The organism is Canicola haemoglobinophilus, assembly GCF_002015075.1.
Classification (GTDB): Bacteria; Pseudomonadota; Gammaproteobacteria; order Enterobacterales; family Pasteurellaceae; genus Canicola; species Canicola haemoglobinophilus.
On record NZ_MUXZ01000021.1, the window covers coordinates 24,326 to 42,492 of the forward strand.

General features: G+C 37.6%; 13 protein-coding genes. 5 read left to right on the top strand and 8 right to left on the bottom strand.

Annotation, left to right across the window (positions count from 1 at the left end):
- Positions 1–106: 106 nt before the first annotated feature.
- Both clpB and B0186_RS07565 read right to left on the bottom strand, forming a co-directional pair.
- The gene (gene clpB, locus B0186_RS07560) at positions 107–2,674 is read right to left on the bottom strand and encodes an ATP-dependent chaperone ClpB (RefSeq protein ID WP_078218765.1); all 2,568 of its coding nucleotides are present in this window, start codon (positions 2,672–2,674) and stop codon (positions 107–109) included.
- 136 nt (positions 2,675–2,810) lie between these two features.
- The gene (locus tag B0186_RS07565; protein ID WP_078218766.1) at positions 2,811–3,272 is read right to left on the bottom strand and encodes a DMT family transporter; all 462 of its coding nucleotides are present in this window, start codon (positions 3,270–3,272) and stop codon (positions 2,811–2,813) included.
- Positions 3,273–3,453: 181 nt separating this feature from the next.
- Here B0186_RS07565 and B0186_RS07570 point away from each other — a divergent pair, with 181 nt between their 5' ends.
- The 3 genes from B0186_RS07570 to B0186_RS07580 are packed head-to-tail and all read left to right on the top strand — an operon-like array spanning position 3,454 to position 6,843.
- Positions 3,454–3,708, top strand: a complete 255-nt coding sequence (locus tag B0186_RS07570; protein ID WP_078218767.1) for an oxaloacetate decarboxylase subunit gamma — start codon at positions 3,454–3,456, stop codon at positions 3,706–3,708.
- Positions 3,709–3,720: 12 nt separating this feature from the next.
- Positions 3,721–5,526, top strand: a complete 1,806-nt coding sequence (gene oadA / locus B0186_RS07575) for a sodium-extruding oxaloacetate decarboxylase subunit alpha (protein WP_078218768.1) — start codon at positions 3,721–3,723, stop codon at positions 5,524–5,526.
- Between the two features lie 12 nt (positions 5,527–5,538).
- Positions 5,539–6,843 (top strand): sodium ion-translocating decarboxylase subunit beta, encoded by a 1,305-nt coding sequence (locus B0186_RS07580; protein WP_078218769.1) that lies wholly within the window; start codon positions 5,539–5,541, stop codon positions 6,841–6,843.
- 73 nt (positions 6,844–6,916) lie between these two features.
- Here the strand turns inward: B0186_RS07580 and glnA are convergent, their stop codons facing one another.
- Positions 6,917–8,335 carry a type I glutamate--ammonia ligase gene (glnA, locus tag B0186_RS07585; protein WP_078218770.1) on the bottom strand — a complete coding sequence of 473 codons (1,419 nt, stop codon included), beginning with the start codon at positions 8,333–8,335 and terminating at the stop codon, positions 6,917–6,919.
- Between the two features lie 241 nt (positions 8,336–8,576).
- Here glnA and typA point away from each other — a divergent pair, with 241 nt between their 5' ends.
- On the top strand, positions 8,577–10,427 hold the full coding sequence (gene typA, locus B0186_RS07590; protein WP_078218771.1) for a translational GTPase TypA: 1,851 nt from the start codon (positions 8,577–8,579) through the stop codon (positions 10,425–10,427).
- A gap of 58 nt (positions 10,428–10,485) precedes the next feature.
- Here the strand turns inward: typA and B0186_RS07595 are convergent, their stop codons facing one another.
- Together B0186_RS07595 and rpsT are read right to left on the bottom strand one after the other, a co-directional pair.
- A complete protein-coding gene (locus B0186_RS07595; protein WP_078218772.1) occupies positions 10,486–11,190 on the bottom strand; it encodes a DUF6882 domain-containing protein in 705 nt (234 codons plus the stop codon).
- A gap of 137 nt (positions 11,191–11,327) precedes the next feature.
- Positions 11,328–11,582 carry a 30S ribosomal protein S20 gene (gene rpsT / locus B0186_RS07600; RefSeq protein WP_078218773.1) on the bottom strand — a complete coding sequence of 85 codons (255 nt, stop codon included), beginning with the start codon at positions 11,580–11,582 and terminating at the stop codon, positions 11,328–11,330.
- A gap of 289 nt (positions 11,583–11,871) precedes the next feature.
- Here rpsT and murJ point away from each other — a divergent pair, with 289 nt between their 5' ends.
- A complete protein-coding gene (gene murJ, locus B0186_RS07610; RefSeq protein WP_078218774.1) occupies positions 11,872–13,443 on the top strand; it encodes a murein biosynthesis integral membrane protein MurJ in 1,572 nt (523 codons plus the stop codon).
- Between the two features lie 50 nt (positions 13,444–13,493).
- On the opposite strand, the gene B0186_RS07615 is transcribed toward murJ, so the two are convergent.
- The 3 genes from B0186_RS07615 to B0186_RS07625 form a co-directional block, all read right to left on the bottom strand.
- A complete protein-coding gene (locus B0186_RS07615) occupies positions 13,494–14,933 on the bottom strand; it encodes a hypothetical protein (RefSeq protein WP_078218775.1) in 1,440 nt (479 codons plus the stop codon).
- A 131-nt stretch (positions 14,934–15,064) separates the two neighbouring features.
- Positions 15,065–16,435, bottom strand: coding sequence for a two-partner secretion domain-containing protein (locus B0186_RS07620; RefSeq protein WP_078218776.1), 1,371 nt, complete (start codon positions 16,433–16,435; stop codon positions 15,065–15,067).
- Positions 16,436–16,444: 9 nt separating this feature from the next.
- Complete coding sequence (locus B0186_RS07625; protein WP_158077972.1) at positions 16,445–18,154, bottom strand: ShlB/FhaC/HecB family hemolysin secretion/activation protein; 1,710 nt, start codon at positions 18,152–18,154, stop codon at positions 16,445–16,447.
- Between the last annotated feature and the right edge of the window lie 13 nt (positions 18,155–18,167).

Below are 18,167 nucleotides of genomic sequence, written 5' to 3' on the forward strand. Positions count from 1 at the left end.
CAACAAGCTCAATCAAAGGCAAAGGGCAAAAATCTTGGCAAATTATTACCGCACTTTGAAAAAAAGAAACCCGACTAAAAGCCGGGTTCAATTTAACTAAAATGACTTACTGTTGAGCAACAACCTTCCCATCAACATAATCCACAATCACTTTTTTACCTGGTAATAATTGCCCTGATAAAATTTGTTGTGCTAATGGATTTTCAATTTCTTGTTGAATAGCACGTTTTAATGGTCTTGCTCCGTAAATCACATCGTAGCCTACTTCACCGATAAAATCTAAAGTCGCATCGGTAAATTCAAGCTGATAACCATGAGTTTCCATACGTTTAACTAAGCGTTGTAACTGAATAGTGGCAATAGCTCGGATATTTTCTTTGGCTAATGGGTGGAACACCACAGTTTCATCAATACGGTTGATAAATTCAGGGCGGAAATGCTGTCCTACAACAGACATCACAACCTCTTTCATTGCGTTATAATCCAACTCTTTATTGCCTTGAATTAAATCAGAGCCTAAATTTGAAGTCATAATCACCACAGTATTGCGGAAATCAACGGTTCTGCCTTGTCCATCGGTTAAACGTCCGTCATCTAATACTTGTAATAAAATATTAAATACATCGCTATGGGCTTTTTCTACTTCATCCAGCAAAATCACAGAATATGGACGGCGGCGAACAGCTTCGGTTAAATAGCCACCTTCTTCATAGCCCACGTATCCCGGAGGCGCACCCACCAAGCGTGAAACCGAATGTTTTTCCATAAACTCCGACATATCAATACGCACCATGGCGTTTTCATCATCGAACATAAAGTTAGCAAGCGTTTTGCAAAGTTCCGTTTTCCCTACGCCTGTTGGTCCTAAAAACAAGAACGAGCCAATAGGGCGATTTGGATCGGAAAGTCCCGCACGGCTACGGCGAATGGCATTAGCCACCGCAACCACAGCCTCTGACTGTCCCACAACACGTTTATGTAACTCTTGCTCCATGCGTAATAATTTCTCTTTTTCGCCTTCCATCATTTTCGCTACTGGAATACCAGTCGCACGAGAAAGCACCTCAGCAATTTCCTCGTCAGTAACGCGATTACGCAATAAAGTCATCTCTTTTCCTTCCGCACTTTCTGCCTGTGCAAGCTGTTTTTCTAGCTCAGGAATGATGCCATACTGCAATTCAGACATTTTGGCAAAATCACTCACACGGCGAGCTTGTTCCATTTGGGTTTTCGCATTGTCTAATTCCGCTTTAATATGCTGCGTACCTGAAAGTGCGGCTTTTTCTGCTTTCCAAACTTCTTCTAATTCCGCATATTCACGTTCTTTTTCACTTAGCTCTTTCTCAAGAATGTCTAAACGCTTACGGCTCGCTTCATCATCTTCTTTTTGTAAGGCTTGTTGTTCCAGTTTTAACTGAATAATACGGCGTTCTAATCTATCTAAAGGTTGTGGCTTACTGTCAATTTCCATGCGGATACTTGATGCCGCTTCATCAATTAAGTCAATGGCTTTATCTGGCAATTGACGATCTGAAATATAACGATGAGAAAGGGTTGCTGCCGCCACAATCGCTGGATCGGTAATTTGCACATGATGATGAATTTCATACCGCTCTTTTAAGCCACGCAAAATCGCAATGGTATCTTCCACCGTTGGTTCGCCCACAAAAACTTTTTGGAAACGACGTTCAAGTGCGGCATCTTTTTCAATATATTGGCGATATTCATCTAAAGTTGTCGCACCCACGCAATGCAACTCGCCACGGGCTAAACTTGGCTTTAACAAGTTACCTGCGTCCATAGCACCGTCCGTTTTTCCAGCACCGACCATGGTATGAATTTCATCAATAAATAAAATCACTCTGCCTTCTTCTTGTGCTAATTCTTTAAGAACCGCTTTTAAGCGTTCTTCAAACTCGCCACGATATTTAGCTCCAGCAATTAAAGCCCCCATATCTAAAGAAAGCACTCGTTTACCTTTTAAACCTTCTGGCACTTCACCATTGACTATACGTTGTGCCAAGCCTTCCACAATCGCAGTTTTACCCACCCCTGGCTCACCAATTAACACTGGGTTATTTTTAGTACGGCGTTGTAAAACCTGAATAGCTCGGCGAATTTCTTCATCACGCCCAATCACAGGATCTAACTTGCCACTTTCTGCTCGAGCAGTTAAATCAATGGTATATTTTTCCAAGGCCTGACGACTTTCTTCTGCATTTTGATCATTCACTTTTTCGCCCCCTCGTAATTTATCAATGGCTTGTACTAAATTTTCTTTTTTTATACCGCTCTTACGCAATATATCGCCTAAGCTTTTATCCTCTAATGCAGCCAATAAAAATAATTCAGAAGAAATAAATTTATCCTGATGCTGTTGGGCGAGCTTATCGCAAATGTTCAACAAATTGACTAATTGGCGAGATAGCTGAACATCTCCTGCATTGCCTGCAACCTGTGGCAACTTATTTAATTCCACATTTATCTCATTACGTAATAAAGGTAAATTTGCACCAGCTGCAGTTAAAATAGGTGAAATAGAACTGTCTTGCTGGTTTAAAAGTGCGGTCATTAAATGCACGGGTTCTATAAATTGGTTATCTTTTCCGATAGCTAAAGATTGAGCTTCAGCAATAGCTTGTTGGAATTTTGTAGTAAATTTATCTATGTTCATAATCTCTCCTAAAATTGATGTTTGCATTTCAGTCTAAAATAAAACTTAAAATGAAATGCCTTATATTCGCTCAACATAAGTAAGATTAATCACAAATATTTCAAGAGGGAGAAGAAAAGAATTTTAGTAAAGAGAGTTAATGAAAGAATTTTTTGCCAAAGAAAAATAGCAATAAACCGATGCCGATAATAATAAAACCGATGATTTGCCAAAGGTTTACAGGCCGTTGTGCCATACCAATTAAACCGAAATGATCGATAATAAGTGCGGTCAATAATTGCCCCACAATAATAAAGAACAGCATATTGGTAACACCAATCTTAGGCGCAAGAAAGATCGTTGTGAATACCACTAATGCTCCCAATGGCCCACCAATTAACTTCCACAAAGGTTGTTTAGGTACTTGTTGCAACGCAGAAAACAGATCCATTTTCCACCAGCAAATGAACAATAAAACCAGTGTTCCTGTGGCAAAAGAAATCAGTGCTGCAATGGCTGGCTGACCTGCAATAGATTGCGCCAACTGGCTATTAATTGCCGCTTGAGTGGCTAAAGCAATCCCTGCACATAAGGCAATTAACATAAATGGAAGTAGCATTTTTTTATCCTTCAAGAAAATTCCGTGAGTGGCATTCTACGCTTTTTAAGCCAAGAATAAAAAACAAAAATATAGCTATGATATAAATCCAATAACAATGTGATCTAGTTCAAATTTTTCCCCCATAAAAAAACGTATGATATGCATGTTATTGAACTAAATAACTTTTAAAGGACTAACTATGACAAGTGCACAACTAATGCAAGAAGGATTGAACTTAATGCTTTCTGGTATGAGCTTTGTTCTCGTCTTCTTGTTAATTTTAATTTTTGCCATAAAACTAATGTCTAAACTCATTAGTTACTTTTCATCTGAACCTGTTTCAACGCCTCAAAATACATCAACGTCAACAACAGAATTAACTGATTTAGAACGTTTACGTCCGGTTATCATAGCTGCAATTGCTCATCACCGCCGTCAACAAGGTTTACAATAATGGAGAATACAAATGACTACTCAAGAGAAAAAAATTGCTATAACTGATGTGGTTTTACGTGATGCACATCAATCTCTTTTTGCAACACGTTTACGCCTTGATGATATGTTACCTATTGCCGCTGAGCTAGATAAAGTTGGCTATTGGTCACTTGAGGCTTGGGGTGGCGCAACTTTTGACGCTTGTATTCGTTTTTTAGGTGAAGATCCTTGGGTACGTTTGCGTGAGCTGAAAAAAGCGATTCCAAATACACCATTACAAATGTTATTACGCGGTCAAAATTTATTGGGCTACCGCCATTATGCTGATGACGTAGTTGATAAATTTGTTGAGCGTGCGGTAGCAAATGGAATGAGCGTATTCCGTGTATTTGATGCAATGAATGATCCGCGAAATATGCAGCAAGCCTTAAAAGCTGTACGTAAAAATGGCGGCCATGCACAAGGCACATTAAGCTACACAACCAGTCCAGTACATACTTTAGAAACTTGGCTAGATACCACAGAACAACTATTAGAAATAGGTATCGACTCATTAGTTATTAAAGATATGTCTGGAATTTTATCGCCAGTAGAAGCATACAAATTAGTCAGTGAAATCAAAAAACGCTACGATGTGCGCTTACACATTCATTGCCATTCAACTACTGGCATGGCAGAAATGGCATTACTCAAAGCTATCGAAGCTGGTGCTGACGGTATTGATACCGCGATTTCTTCCATGAGTGGTACTTATGGACATCCTGCCACGGAAGCATTAGTAGCGACCTTAGATAATACGCAATACGACACGGGATTAAGTATTCCGCAACTTGAACGCATTTCAGCCTATTTCCGTGATGTACGCAAAAAATACGCTAAATTTGAAGGGCAATTAAGAGGAGTTGATAGCCGAATTCTCGTTGCACAAGTACCGGGGGGAATGTTAACTAATTTAGAAAGTCAGCTCAAACAACAAAATGCATCCGACAAATTAGATCAAGTGTTACAGGAAATCCCAAAAGTGCGGTCTGATTTAGGCTATATTCCATTGGTTACACCAACCTCACAAATCGTTGGTACACAGGCGGTAATTAACGTATTGATGGGCGAACGTTATAAAACTATTGCGAAAGAAACTGCTGGTATCCTCAAAGGGGAATACGGCCGTACACCAGCACCGGTCAATGCGGAATTGCAAGCTAAAGTGTTAGCTGGCGAACAACCTATTACTGACCGCCCAGCAGATCACATTGAACCAGAAATGGACAAATTATCCACAGAGATCAAACGATTAGTCAAAGAGAAAGGTATCCAGCTTGCTGAGAATGAAATTGATGATGTATTAATCGTTGCCCTATTCCCTCAGGTTGGCTTGAAATTCTTAGAAAATCGAGGCAATCCAGATGCCTTTGAACCTGCACCAAGCATAGAAGAAACCAAAGTAAAACCAACGGAAAAACCGACCGCACTTCCAAAACAAAATGGTAGTGCTGTTTATACCGTTGAGTTAGAGGGCAAATCTTTCGTAGTGAAAGTTAGCGAAGGCGGAGATATTAGTAATATTGCACCTGCACCAGCAGCGCCAACAACACAACCCACTGAACAAGTAAATACCACCACGAAGGGTAACCCAGTCAATGCACCAATGGCAGGGAACATCTGGAAAGTGCTTGTCAATGAAGGACAAAAAGTAGCAGAAGGAGAGGTATTACTCATTTTAGAAGCAATGAAAATGGAAACAGAAATCCGTGCGGCTACATCAGGCACTGTGCAAGGCATAAAAGTAAAAGCAGGCGATACAGTGGCTGTGGGTGATACTTTATTAACTTTGGCATAATCGGAGATTAATATGGAAAGTATTCTCGCCCTCTTACAAGGTACAGGCGTGATGCATTTAAGCTGGGGGCAAGCGGTTATGCTTGTCATCAGCTTGATATTGCTCTACCTTGCAATTGTGAAAAAATTTGAACCGCTCTTATTACTACCCATTGGATTTGGAGGATTATTATCGAATATTCCCGAAGCCAATATGGCATTTTCAGCACTCGAAAATTTACTTCATTCGGATAATGCCCAACATTTATCTGCACTGGCTAATTTACTTCACTGTAATGCCGATGCCTCTTCATTGAAGCAGGCATTGGAACAAGCTCCAGCACTGTTACATACACAAGCAGGCTTGTTAGCAAAAGATTTAGGCTATACCGATGGTGTGCTATCTACTTTTTATAGTGTTGCCATTAACTCAGGTGCCGCACCTCTGATTATTTTCATGGGTGTTGGAGCAATGACAGATTTTGGTCCATTACTTGCCAATCCGAAAACATTATTACTAGGAGCAGCGGCACAATTCGGGATTTTTGCTACTGTGTTAGGTGCGCTAGCATTAAATTGGTTCGGTATTATTGAATTTACCCTTCCGCAAGCAGCCGCAATCGGGATTATTGGTGGTGCTGATGGCCCAACAGCAATTTATCTTGCCAGCAAACTAGCTCCAGAGTTATTAGGTGCTATAGCTGTTGCGGCTTATTCTTATATGGCATTGGTTCCACTTATCCAACCGCCAATCATGCGTCTTTTAACTACGAAACAAGAACGCAAAATTAAAATGGTACAGCTACGCAATGTGAGCAATAGGGAAAAAATCTTATTTCCAATCGTGCTATTAATTCTGGTGGCCTTATTATTGCCAGATGCAGCGCCATTATTAGGTATGTTCTGTTTTGGTAATTTAATGCGAGTGAGTGGCGTGGTAGAGCGTTTAAGTGATACTACTCAAAATGCCTTAATTAATATTGTGACAATCTTCCTTGGATTATCCGTTGGAGCAAAATTAGTCGCAGATAAATTCCTTCAACCACAAACTTTGGGGATTTTATTACTAGGTATGATTGCATTCGCTATTGGAACGGCAAGCGGTATCTTAATGGCGAAGTTGATGAACTACTTTAGTAAAGACAAAATTAATCCTCTTATTGGCTCCGCTGGTGTTTCTGCTGTTCCAATGGCAGCTCGAGTATCCAATAAATTAGGCTTAGAAGCGGATCATCAAAACTTTTTATTAATGCATGCAATGGGTCCTAATGTGGCTGGCGTAATTGGTTCTGCCATTGCCGCTGGGGTAATGCTGAAATATATTTCAGCAATTATGTAATAATTTTACGGATAAAAAATGTCGAGTTATATGCTCGACATTTTTATTGTTTCAAAATGATCTAAAACTTGACTTAAGCATAATACATTTCAAATTCCACTGGATGTGGCGTCATATTTAGGCGTTCTACTTCTTTACGTTTCATAGTAACGAAAGCATCAATAAATTCTTTACTAAATACTTTGCCATGAGTTAAGAATTCATAATCCTTCTCTAAATGATCTAGGGCTTCACCTAATGAACTTGCAACAGCTGGAATTTCTTTCAATTCTTCTGGCGGTAAGTCATAAAGATTTTTATCCATTGCATCGCCCGGATGAAGTTTGTTTTGGATACCATCTAAACCAGCCATTAATAAAGCAGAAAATGCTAAATATGGGTTCGCAAGTGGATCTGGGAAACGCACTTCGACACGAATTGCTTTAGGATTTGTTACTGCTGGAATACGAATTGATGCAGAACGGTTGCTTGCTGAGTAAGCTAATAAAACGGGTGCTTCAAAGCCTGGAACTAAGCGTTTATAAGAGTTAGTCGAAGGGTTAGTAAAGGCATTTAAGGCTTTAGCATGTTTGATAATCCCACCAATAAAATAAAGTGCGGTATCAGAAAGCCCAGCATATTTGTCCCCTTGGAAAATATTTTTCCCATCTTTACTCAAAGACATATTGCAGTGCATGCCCGAACCATTATCGCCTGTAATTGGTTTTGGCATAAAGCAAGCTGTTTTACCATGCTCATAAGCCACATTTTGTACAATATATTTATAAATTTGTGTTTCGTCTGCTTTTAGCGTAAGGGTATTAAATTTAGTTGCAATCTCATTTTGTCCAGCCGTTGCCACTTCATGATGATGTGCCTCAATGACTAATCCCATTTCTTCCATTAACAGACACATTTCTGAGCGAATATCATGAGCAGTATCATTTGGTGCAACTGCGCAATAACCACCTTTTTTCAACGGGCGATAAGCCTTGTTGCCGTCTTCATAACGTTTATTTGTATTCCATGCCGCCTCAATATCATCAACAACATAAGAATTGCCGTTCATAGAAACATCAAAACGCACATCGTCAAATAAGAAAAACTCTGGCTCAGGCCCAACAAATACATTATCCGCAATGCCTGTTGAACACATATAATTCTCTGCTCGAATAGCAATTGAGCGAGGGTCTCTATCATAACTTTGCATTGTGGTTGGTTCGAAAATACTGCAGCGGATTGAAAGGGTAGGAATTTGAGCGAAGGGGTCAACAACGGCGGTTTCTGCAATTGGCATCAATAACATATCCGCCTTATTTATGGCTTTCCAACCTTCAACTGATGAGCCATCAAACATCTTGCCATCTTCAAATAAGTCCTCATCAACTAAACTGACTGGCAAGGAAACCCCATGTTCTTTACCTTTAATATCGGTAAAACGAAGAAGAACAAACCTAATGTTATTTTCTTCAATTAACTTGAATACATTTGCAATAGCTGTTGTGTTTGACATAAATATTCTCTCTATTTTAGTGGGAAGGGAAATAAAAAATTTAAGCGAAGATTATAATCAATTAGAACCTAATAGTGTAGGGAAATTTATAGTCTGCAAGGGTGGTTTTTTATAGCTCAAGCTAGTAAAAGGTTGTATAATCTGCGACCTTTCGCACTATATAGATGTAAAAATGAACTATTTTGAAAAGTAAAGTGCGGTAGAAATTTCTTTATTTTTTATATAACCCTAGATTATTCAAATGACAGATAAAATTGATATTCAAAAATTGCGTAATATTGCAATTATTGCGCACGTTGACCATGGTAAAACAACCCTTGTTGATAAACTTCTTAAACTTTCAGGCACATTAGATACCTCTCGTGGCGATACAGATGAACGTGTAATGGATTCAAACGATCTTGAGAAAGAACGTGGCATTACTATTCTTGCAAAAAATACGGCGATTAACTGGAATGGCTATCGCATCAATATCGTAGATACTCCGGGACATGCTGACTTCGGTGGTGAAGTTGAACGTGTTCTTTCTATGGTTGACTCTGTGTTATTGGTAGTAGATGCCTTTGATGGTCCAATGCCACAAACTCTCTTCGTAACACAAAAAGCCTTCTCTCATGGCTTAAAACCAATTGTAGTTATCAATAAAGTTGACCGCCCAGGCGCGCGTCCTGACTGGGTGGTAGATCAAGTATTTGATCTTTTTGTGAACTTAGGTGCAACAGATGAACAACTTGATTTCCCGATTATCTACGCTTCAGCACTAAATGGTGTTGCGGGTCTTGAACATGAAGAATTAGCGCCAAATATGGATCCGCTCTTTGAAGCCATTGTTGAGCACGTTTCGCCACCAGATGTGGAATTAGATGCGCCATTCCAAATGCAAATTTCACAATTAGATTACAGCAAATATTTAGGCGTTATTGGTATTGGTCGTATCAAACGTGGTACCGTGAAACCAAATCAACCTATTACCTTAGTTGACTCTGAAGGAAAAACTCGTAATGGTCGTATTGGTCAAGTGCTTGGTCATTTAGGTTTACAACGTTACGAAGCGCAAGAAGCTTATGCTGGCGATATTATCGCTATTACAGGTTTAGGCGAATTAAATATTTCAGATACTATTTGTGATATTAATAATGTAGAAGCATTACCAGCATTAAGTGTTGATGAGCCAACTGTGACTATGTTCTTCTGCGTAAATACTTCTCCATTCTGTGGACAAGAAGGTAAATTTGTCACTTCTCGCCAAATTTTAGAACGTTTGAAGAAAGAGCTTGTGCATAACGTAGCCTTACGAGTAGAAGAAACAGATGACTCAGATATTTTCAGCGTATCAGGTCGTGGTGAATTACACTTATCGGTATTGATTGAAAATATGCGTCGTGAAGGCTATGAATTAGCAGTATCACGTCCGAAAGTTATCTTCAAAGAGATTGATGGACGTAAACAAGAGCCATTTGAGCAAGTGACCATTGATATTGAAGAACAGCATCAAGGTGCGGTAATGGAAGCGCTAGGTATTCGTAAAGGTGAAGTGCGTGATATGGTGCCAGATGGCAAAGGTCGCACCCGTTTAGAATACATCATTCCAAGCCGTGGCTTAATTGGTTTCCGTAATGAATTTATGACCATGACTTCTGGTACAGGCTTACTTTATTCAAGCTTTAGTCATTATGATGATGTAAAAGCGGGAGAAATTGGTCAGCGTATTAACGGTGTACTAATCTCAAATGGTACAGGTAAGGCTCTTGCTTACTCACTTTATGCCTTACAAGATCGTGGTAAGTTAATGGTGGATCATGGTGCTGAAATCTATGAAGGACAAGTTATTGGTATTCATAGCCGTTCTAATGATTTAACGGTAAATCCATTAGAAGGTAAAAAACTTACTAATATGCGTGCTTCAGGTAAAGATGATGCGCTAACCTTAACCACACCATTAAAATTCACACTTGAACAAGCATTAGAATTTATTGATGATGATGAGTTAGTCGAAGTCACACCAGCATCTGTGCGTATTCGTAAAAAACTTCTGACTGAAGTTGAGCGTAAACGTGCAAATCGTACTACAACCAGTACAAGTACTCGCTAAAGGATAAAAAGCAAATATAAAAAGGGTAAATGTTAAAAATATTTACCCTTTTTAAATCCTATCCTTTCAATTGCAAAATTTTGCCTTGCTCATCAAAAATACCAATAATCTCTTTCTCTCCCTTTCTGGCAATAAGATGAGTATCGTTATCTTCAACGATCACATATTTTTTAGCCGTCACATAATTTTTTAGCACTTTTTTCTGGGCTTTAATTTCAAACATAGAAATAAACTTTGAATATACAGACAAAATATCAAGCTGAACTTGCTCTGCTGTTTTTTCCATTGATTTGCTTAACTCAGGAATTGTCATCAACAATGCACCTGAACCAAAATTCCCGACATAATAGCCTTGATAATCAAACATGCCTAAAGCTACCAAACCAAAACTATGAATATCATTGATAGATAACCTCAAGTTAGCCTTCGTTAATTCACTAATTTTGTATTTTTTTCCATAAGCACGTAATTCTTTTACTTGGCTCAATAATTTTGTTGGGATATTAGATTTTGTATTTGCCCAAGCCCATAACCAAGTTTCATTTTCAAAAGAAAAGGAACCTAAGATTTGCACAGGGAAAACAAGAGATTGATTAAACTTAATTTGCCCCGAAGATAAATCAACTTCCCAATCTAAACCTTCAACCTGTTGGGCAAATTCCAACTGTTTCTCAAAACCCCAAATGGCATATTGATCATAGAGAGAAGAAAAACTTTTATAAGCAGTAAACTTCGTGAAACCAAACAGTTTTTTAAACAACATAAATTGTTTCCTTATTTAAGCACTGAAGATTATTTATTTTTAGGTTTGCAATATTAAAAAGCAACTTATGGCTTTATTCAAGCGATAAAAAACCGCACTTTAAAGTGCGGTTTTATTTTTATTAATTTTCAAAAAAATTACGCTAATTTTTTGATTTGTGCTGCTAATTTAGATTTGTGGTTAGCTGCTTTGTTAGCGTGGATTAAGCCTTTAGATGCCATACGATCCACAACTTTTTGAAATGCTGCTTCTGCTGCTGCTTTCTCACCAGTTGCTACTGCTGCGTAAGTTTTTTTGATAAAAGTACGCATCATAGAGCGTTGGCTTGCGTTGTGCTGACGGCGTTTTTCAGATTGAATCGCACGTTTTTTAGCTGACTTGATATTAGCCAAGGTCAAACTCCTAAAAATGTCTGTTAGTTTACGAAAAAATAAAGGCGTAAAATATGCCTTTTTTCTATACAATTGTCAATAAACAATTAGCAAAATTTGGTTTGAGGATTTCGGTGAGACACAACCGAAAAAAGCATCGTTGGCCTTCCTCAATGTCTCTCGTTTTGAGCATAAGTGTTGAGCAGAGTCACGATGTGGGCGAGATTTTAACAGTTTTTTCGCCTAGAATATAGCTTAAAAATAAAATTTATATACAATTAAGCCAATTTTTCACAAAGGGAAGTTTATTTTGAGTAAGAAATTATTGAAATCAGGCATTGTCGTCAGTTCAATGACCTTGCTGTCACGTATTTTGGGTTTAATTCGTGATGTGATTACCGCACAAATTTTAGGTGCTGGCATTGCTGCCGATGTGTTTTTATTTGCCAATCGAATTCCTAATTTTTTAAGACGTTTATTTGCTGAAGGTGCTTTTTCACAAGCCTTTGTACCTGTTTTAGCGGAATACCAAAAATCAGGCGATTTAAATAAAACAAGAGAATTTATCGGCAAAGTCTCTGGTACATTAGGCGGATTAGTTTCCATTGTTACCCTATTGGCAATGATTTTTTCGCCTGTAGTTGCGGCAATTTTTGGTTCGGGTTGGTTTGTGGATTGGCTCAATGACGGTCCTAATGCAATCAAATTCGAGCAAGCCTCTTTACTTCTTAAAATCACTTTTCCTTACTTATGGTTTATTACCTTTGTAGCATTATCAGGTGCAATTTTAAATACTATTGGCAAATTTGGCGTGATGTCTTTTTCACCTGTTCTACTCAATATAGCCATGATTGCTACCGCACTTTTACTTGCCCCTCGATTAGAGAATCCTGATCTTGCTTTAGCTATTGGAATCTTCATCGGTGGTTTGTTGCAATTCCTGTTTCAAATTCCCTTTTTAAAGAGGGTGGGATTGTTAACAAAGCCTAAATGGGCTTGGAATGATGAGGGTGTCAAAAAAGTTAGAACTTTGATGATTCCTGCCCTATTCGGCGTTTCAGTGAGTCAGATTAATCTTTTATTAGATACTTTTATTGCTAGCTTTTTAATGACAGGATCAATCAGTTGGCTTTATTACTCAGATCGCTTATTAGAATTTCCACTCGGCTTATTCGGCATTGCAATTTCAACGGTTATTCTCCCAACCCTTTCTCGACATCACGTTAATCGCACAGATAATGTGGAAAAAAGTGCGGTTGATTTTCGTCAAACAATGGATTGGGGAGTTAGAATGATCTTCTTACTAGGCATTCCTGCGATGATTGGCATTGCTATTTTAGCTCAACCAATGCTATTAGTGCTTTTTATGCGTGGGCAATTTTTATTTTCTGATGTAAAAGCCGCCGCCCAATCACTTTGGGCACTGAACGCTGGTTTATTAAGTTTTATGTTAATAAAAATCTTAGCAAACGGCTACTATGCTCGCCAAGATACCAAAACGCCTGTAAAAGTTGGAATTATCGCCATGGTAAGCAATATGGGATTTAACTTACTTGCTATTCCACTAGGTTATGTTGGATTAGCTATTGCTTCTGCGATGTCCGCAACGCTTAACGTTTATTTACTTTATCGAGGGTTATCCCAAGCAGGGGTTTACTATTTTACTCGCCAAAGTGCGGTCTTTCTTATCAAAGTTTTAGTTTCAGCAACCTTTATGGGAGGCATCATTTGGTATTATTCCCCTGCTTTAAATTTTTGGATGCAAATGGCTTTTTCTATTCGTGTATTTTGGTTAATCGGGCTAATTTCTGTTGCTGCAATAAGTTATGTAACAATGCTCATAATATTAGGTATCCGTAAACATCATTTAATATATAAATAGAAAAACCTCCAGTTTAAGGCTGGAGGTTTTCTCAAATAAGTATTTTATTACTATTGAATTTCTCCTACATTAACTGTTGCTTCCGAATGCTGATTACCTAAATTCACATTTTTACACTCTTCCCCATCAATACAAACCTGTACATGAACATCTTTTTCATTTTCAACTGATTGTAAAGCCAACTCTGAACTTAATGTTGCTTGATTCTCGGCACTTTGTTGTGATTGATCTGTAGATAAATTTGTTGCTTGTACACCACTCAAACTATCCACCAAACGAGCTACTTGCTTATCGCTTAAATTTAATCTTTTGGTCGTTCCCGTAATGTTAGCTTCTTGCTGTTTATAAGTTCTCGGTCGCTCATAATAAGAAAAATCAGCGTTTTTGGTTTCAATCCCCAAATCTTTCGAACTGTAGTAGGCAGGTGCCCCATTAGGAGCAATTATCGTTAAAGATAAGTTTTCAAATAACACTTTTGCTTTGGTTGCTGCCAAAGAGAAACCTGTATTGCCAAGCTCTGGGTAATCTGCGGTAATATCTACACCATTTTTGTATTTTTCAGGATCATAGCTATTTCCTAGATTCAAAATAGTCACTTTTAAATCATCTTTATCTTTCTCTCCGTGCCAGCGTGAATTACCGTTGGTACGTACGGTATAACCATCATCAGTCTTAATAAAAACACTACTTTTATTTTTACCGAGTAAATCGCCAACAAAGAACAATCCTGCGGCAGTACCGAATTTTTTATCAATTTTTGCCCCTCGAATATTCAAATGACTGTTATCTAACTGCGTATCACCATTAATACTCACTTTCGGGATAGTAGGAAACTCACTATCATATTTCCAATTTTTAGCAAAATTCAAATTAATCGTTGAGTCTTTTAATCGAATATTTTTTGCCATTAAGTGTAAAAATCCATCATCAATAGATAAATTAGAATTATTGATCTGAATAGTCGTTTCTAAATGTTTTCTATCTTGCTCTACAATCCAACTGTCTGTTACATCTAAAAATTCGCGGGCAATATTGCTATCTAAATCAGATGTCGCTTTCCAACGACGACAACGCTCACAGTCTTGATCTTTTTCTGAACGAGAAATCCGCTCTTCAAGATCTTTTATGCCATATTCCCAACCTGTTTTTTTATTTTCAGCACCATACTTACGACTATTACCACCATGAAGGGATAAATTCATGCGCCCTTTATGTTCAACGTGATCAAAGTCTACTGTCTTAAAGCCCCCTGCAACAACAAAATCATCAATGTTACTGAGCGTTACATTCTTCAAACTCACATCAAAATAGCTACGTTGCTCATCTTCCGTAGAAGCAATATTTTGCACATAATCAACATTTCTGCCCGAACGTCCCAAACCGATTGAACCATTGCCTAAATCAATGGTGCTATCGCTAATTGAAATTTTTGCATTAGCAGTTTGTGGTACTTTATTTTTATAATCCGTCAGCTGTGCTAAAATCAGCAACCGTCCATTTTCAGATTTAATATTGGCATTTTTAAGATCAATACCACTGCCTGTGCTTAAAGATAATAAGCTATCAGTATTTTTAAAATGAGAAACATTGAAATGCCCCGTCCAATGGAAACCACCATAATTTATAGCACTTCCCGAAGTATCAGGCGTAGATTTAAGTTCACTCGTCCACTATTACCCAACATTGAGGCTAATGTATCGTTACTAATAAAATTCTCTGAATTTCCGACCGCACTTCCTGTCGTACCTTGATCCCCAATATTGATTTTTCCAAGTAATTCAACATTGAATAAATTATCCTGACGATCAAGTCCACCACCACGATAAAAACTATCTTCATTATGCTCACCACGAGCAAACTCTCCCTCAAAATGTAACTTATCGATTTTAATATTTGTTTCTTTCGCTAAGATTTTTGACCCTTTTTGTGATCTAATCTTCACTTGTTTTGAACCTGATTTTTCAGGAGAAGTAAAATCCAGTTTTTGCTGTGCATAAAGATCGCTTTTCGCTCCAAGCTCAATTTTAGATGCCGAAAGCGTGATTTTGCCATCTGTTGTCCGAGTCGCAGAAGTTGCTTTTACTAAACCATCGTTATTTACCGCCGTATCTAAGACTTGATTAACGCCTTGAGCAGTCAACTCAACATAGCCATTTTCCGCTATAATAGCTCCCTTATTTTCTATCAAACTTGCTAACGTATTTTTATCTAAATAGACACTGACTGATGTTCCTCTATCTCCGCCTAATTCAAGCTCAAAACTCTCACCAGAGGCTAGGATAATTTGTGCTGGAGTGCGGACGGTTTCGTTTACTTCTTGTTCTTCCCAACGATAGCCGTAACTAGAATATAGTCCATCACATAAATAATCTTGTCCACCTGTACAAACTCTTTCTTTTCTAGTGGTAGTTTTCTCAAAATTCTTCGCTTTTAGCTCCCCTTCATTTTTGACTTTATCGCCAACAAAAACAATAAAGCCATTTTCGCCATCAGCATAAATTTTACCGCGATTGACAATTTCGCCCTCATTTTTATTCTTATCTTTATTAACTCGAACAAATTTCAGTTTGTTATTATCAAGTGCTTGAGCGTTTTCTAATTCTTTCGTTGTGGCTAAAATTGCACCAACGTTAACTTGAGAAGTTTCAGAGAAAATAACTCCATTGGGATTGGCTAAAAATACTCGACCATTAGCTTTTAATTTACCTTGAATTTGACTGGCGTTCCCCCCATTGATGCGGTTATAAGCGATAGATCTTGCCGTAGGCTGTTTAAACTCCACAGTATTTTCTTTTCCAATGTCAAAACTATTCCATTCAATACTCACTTGTGGCGTTTTTTGAGTAATCGTCATTTGTGTATTTTGAGTTGCAAATTCAGCAGTCCCTGATTTAACGCTATGACCTTGTGGCAAAGTATTAGTATTGGCATAAGCAGAAGAACCAGCAAATAAGCCATAAATTGCTAAGCTAATTAAATTTAACCTATTCATATTTTCTCCTTAAAACGTTTTCACTAGCGATAACCAAAATTGATTATTATCTGTATTTTTTAGTTTTTTACCGACAGGTGTTGCCCATATGAAATTCAAAGAGTAATTATTTACAACGGATAAATTAAACCCTAAGCCAATACTTTGTAGGCTAACACTGTTATCTACGCTATCATCAAGTGATTTCGTATCTTTGTAATAAGATCCAAATCCAGCATCATAAAAAGCAGATGTTGTTAAAATACTTTCTTTAAATAAGGGAAGGTAATGTTTAATTTCTGTTTGCAAAATATGCCCTTTATCAACAGACGCAACACCCGACTGATATCCTCTTACACCATAAAGCCCACCTAACAACATTTTTTGTGAACTGTCTAAATTTTTATCAGAAAATTGCCCATTAAGAGATAAATTTAATGCAAAAGATTTTGGCAAACTTTGCTCATGAGAAAAAGTATAGTTAAAAACGGTAAAACTTTGTTTAGGTTTAAAATTATCCGCTTGATATTGTGATTGTTCATTGGTGTGATTATTCTGATGTCCAAAGTTAATAGTTGCAGAGAAGTAGGAAACACCATTTTCGACAGAACGCCAAGAACCATAAACACCAAGACCGATTGAATTAACCTTACGTTTTTGCACTAAACCAACCGCACTTTGTTTATCCGCTAAATTCTGATGATTAAAACTGACTTTAGTATTTAAACGAAAATGTGGCGTGCGAATACTAGGGTGGGAAATATAAACACCTAACGTATTAGAATTACCATTGGCTTTTAACGCTTTGAAATTACCACCCAATTTATAATTCAAGTAATTACCAATAACACCTAATCTTGTGCCGTAACCATCAATCATTGCAGAATAATCTAAACGAGCACTGAATAAATTAGCATTATTTGATCCCAATAAATCCAATTTCAGCTCATCACCATATCCAAGCAAATTATTAGCATATGTTCCTGTGGATAAACGGTAGCCACCCGTATCTTTATTCCCCTGATTATCGAACATAGCATAACCGCCGAAACGCTTACTATCTTGCAGAGAAATAACAAAATCAGTTGTTTCTTTTTGCTTACCCGCTTTAACAGACAAACTAGGCTCGATTCCTTGAATATCATTTAACAACAATGCTAATTTTTCTAAATCATCTTTATATACATAAACGGCTTGATCAAAGGTAACATTGTTTATTCTTTCAACAAGTTTACTGTTCAATTTACTATTATTTTTGATCTCGGTATCACCTATTTTCCCTTTGATCACATAGAAATACACATTTCCATTATCAATTTCCTGTGGTGGCAGAATCGCTTTTGCGACAAGATAATTATGAGAACGATAATACTGCGTGATTTGTTCTGCCAATTGAGTTAAATCGTTTACAGAAATTGGCGTGTTGAGATAATGTTGGGTTAAAAAAGATAAATTTTCCTCGATTGGTTTTCCCTCTAAATCCAATAATGCAATATGTGCAAGGATAAATTTTACCGTGGTTTGTGAACTGCTCGCATGCGTCTGTAAATTGTTATTAAACAATTCACCACTCGGTTTTACTTTTTCTGTTTGTAATTGCTGTTGTTTTAACTCTTGATTTAAAAAACCAGCATTAACCACTGGCGTTTTGGTAGCTGGAGCAACTAGAGCAACTTGTTGAGCATAAATATTAGTAGCAGTAATGTTTAAAAGTGCGGTAAATAAAAGAGAAAATTTCAAATCTATTTTCATA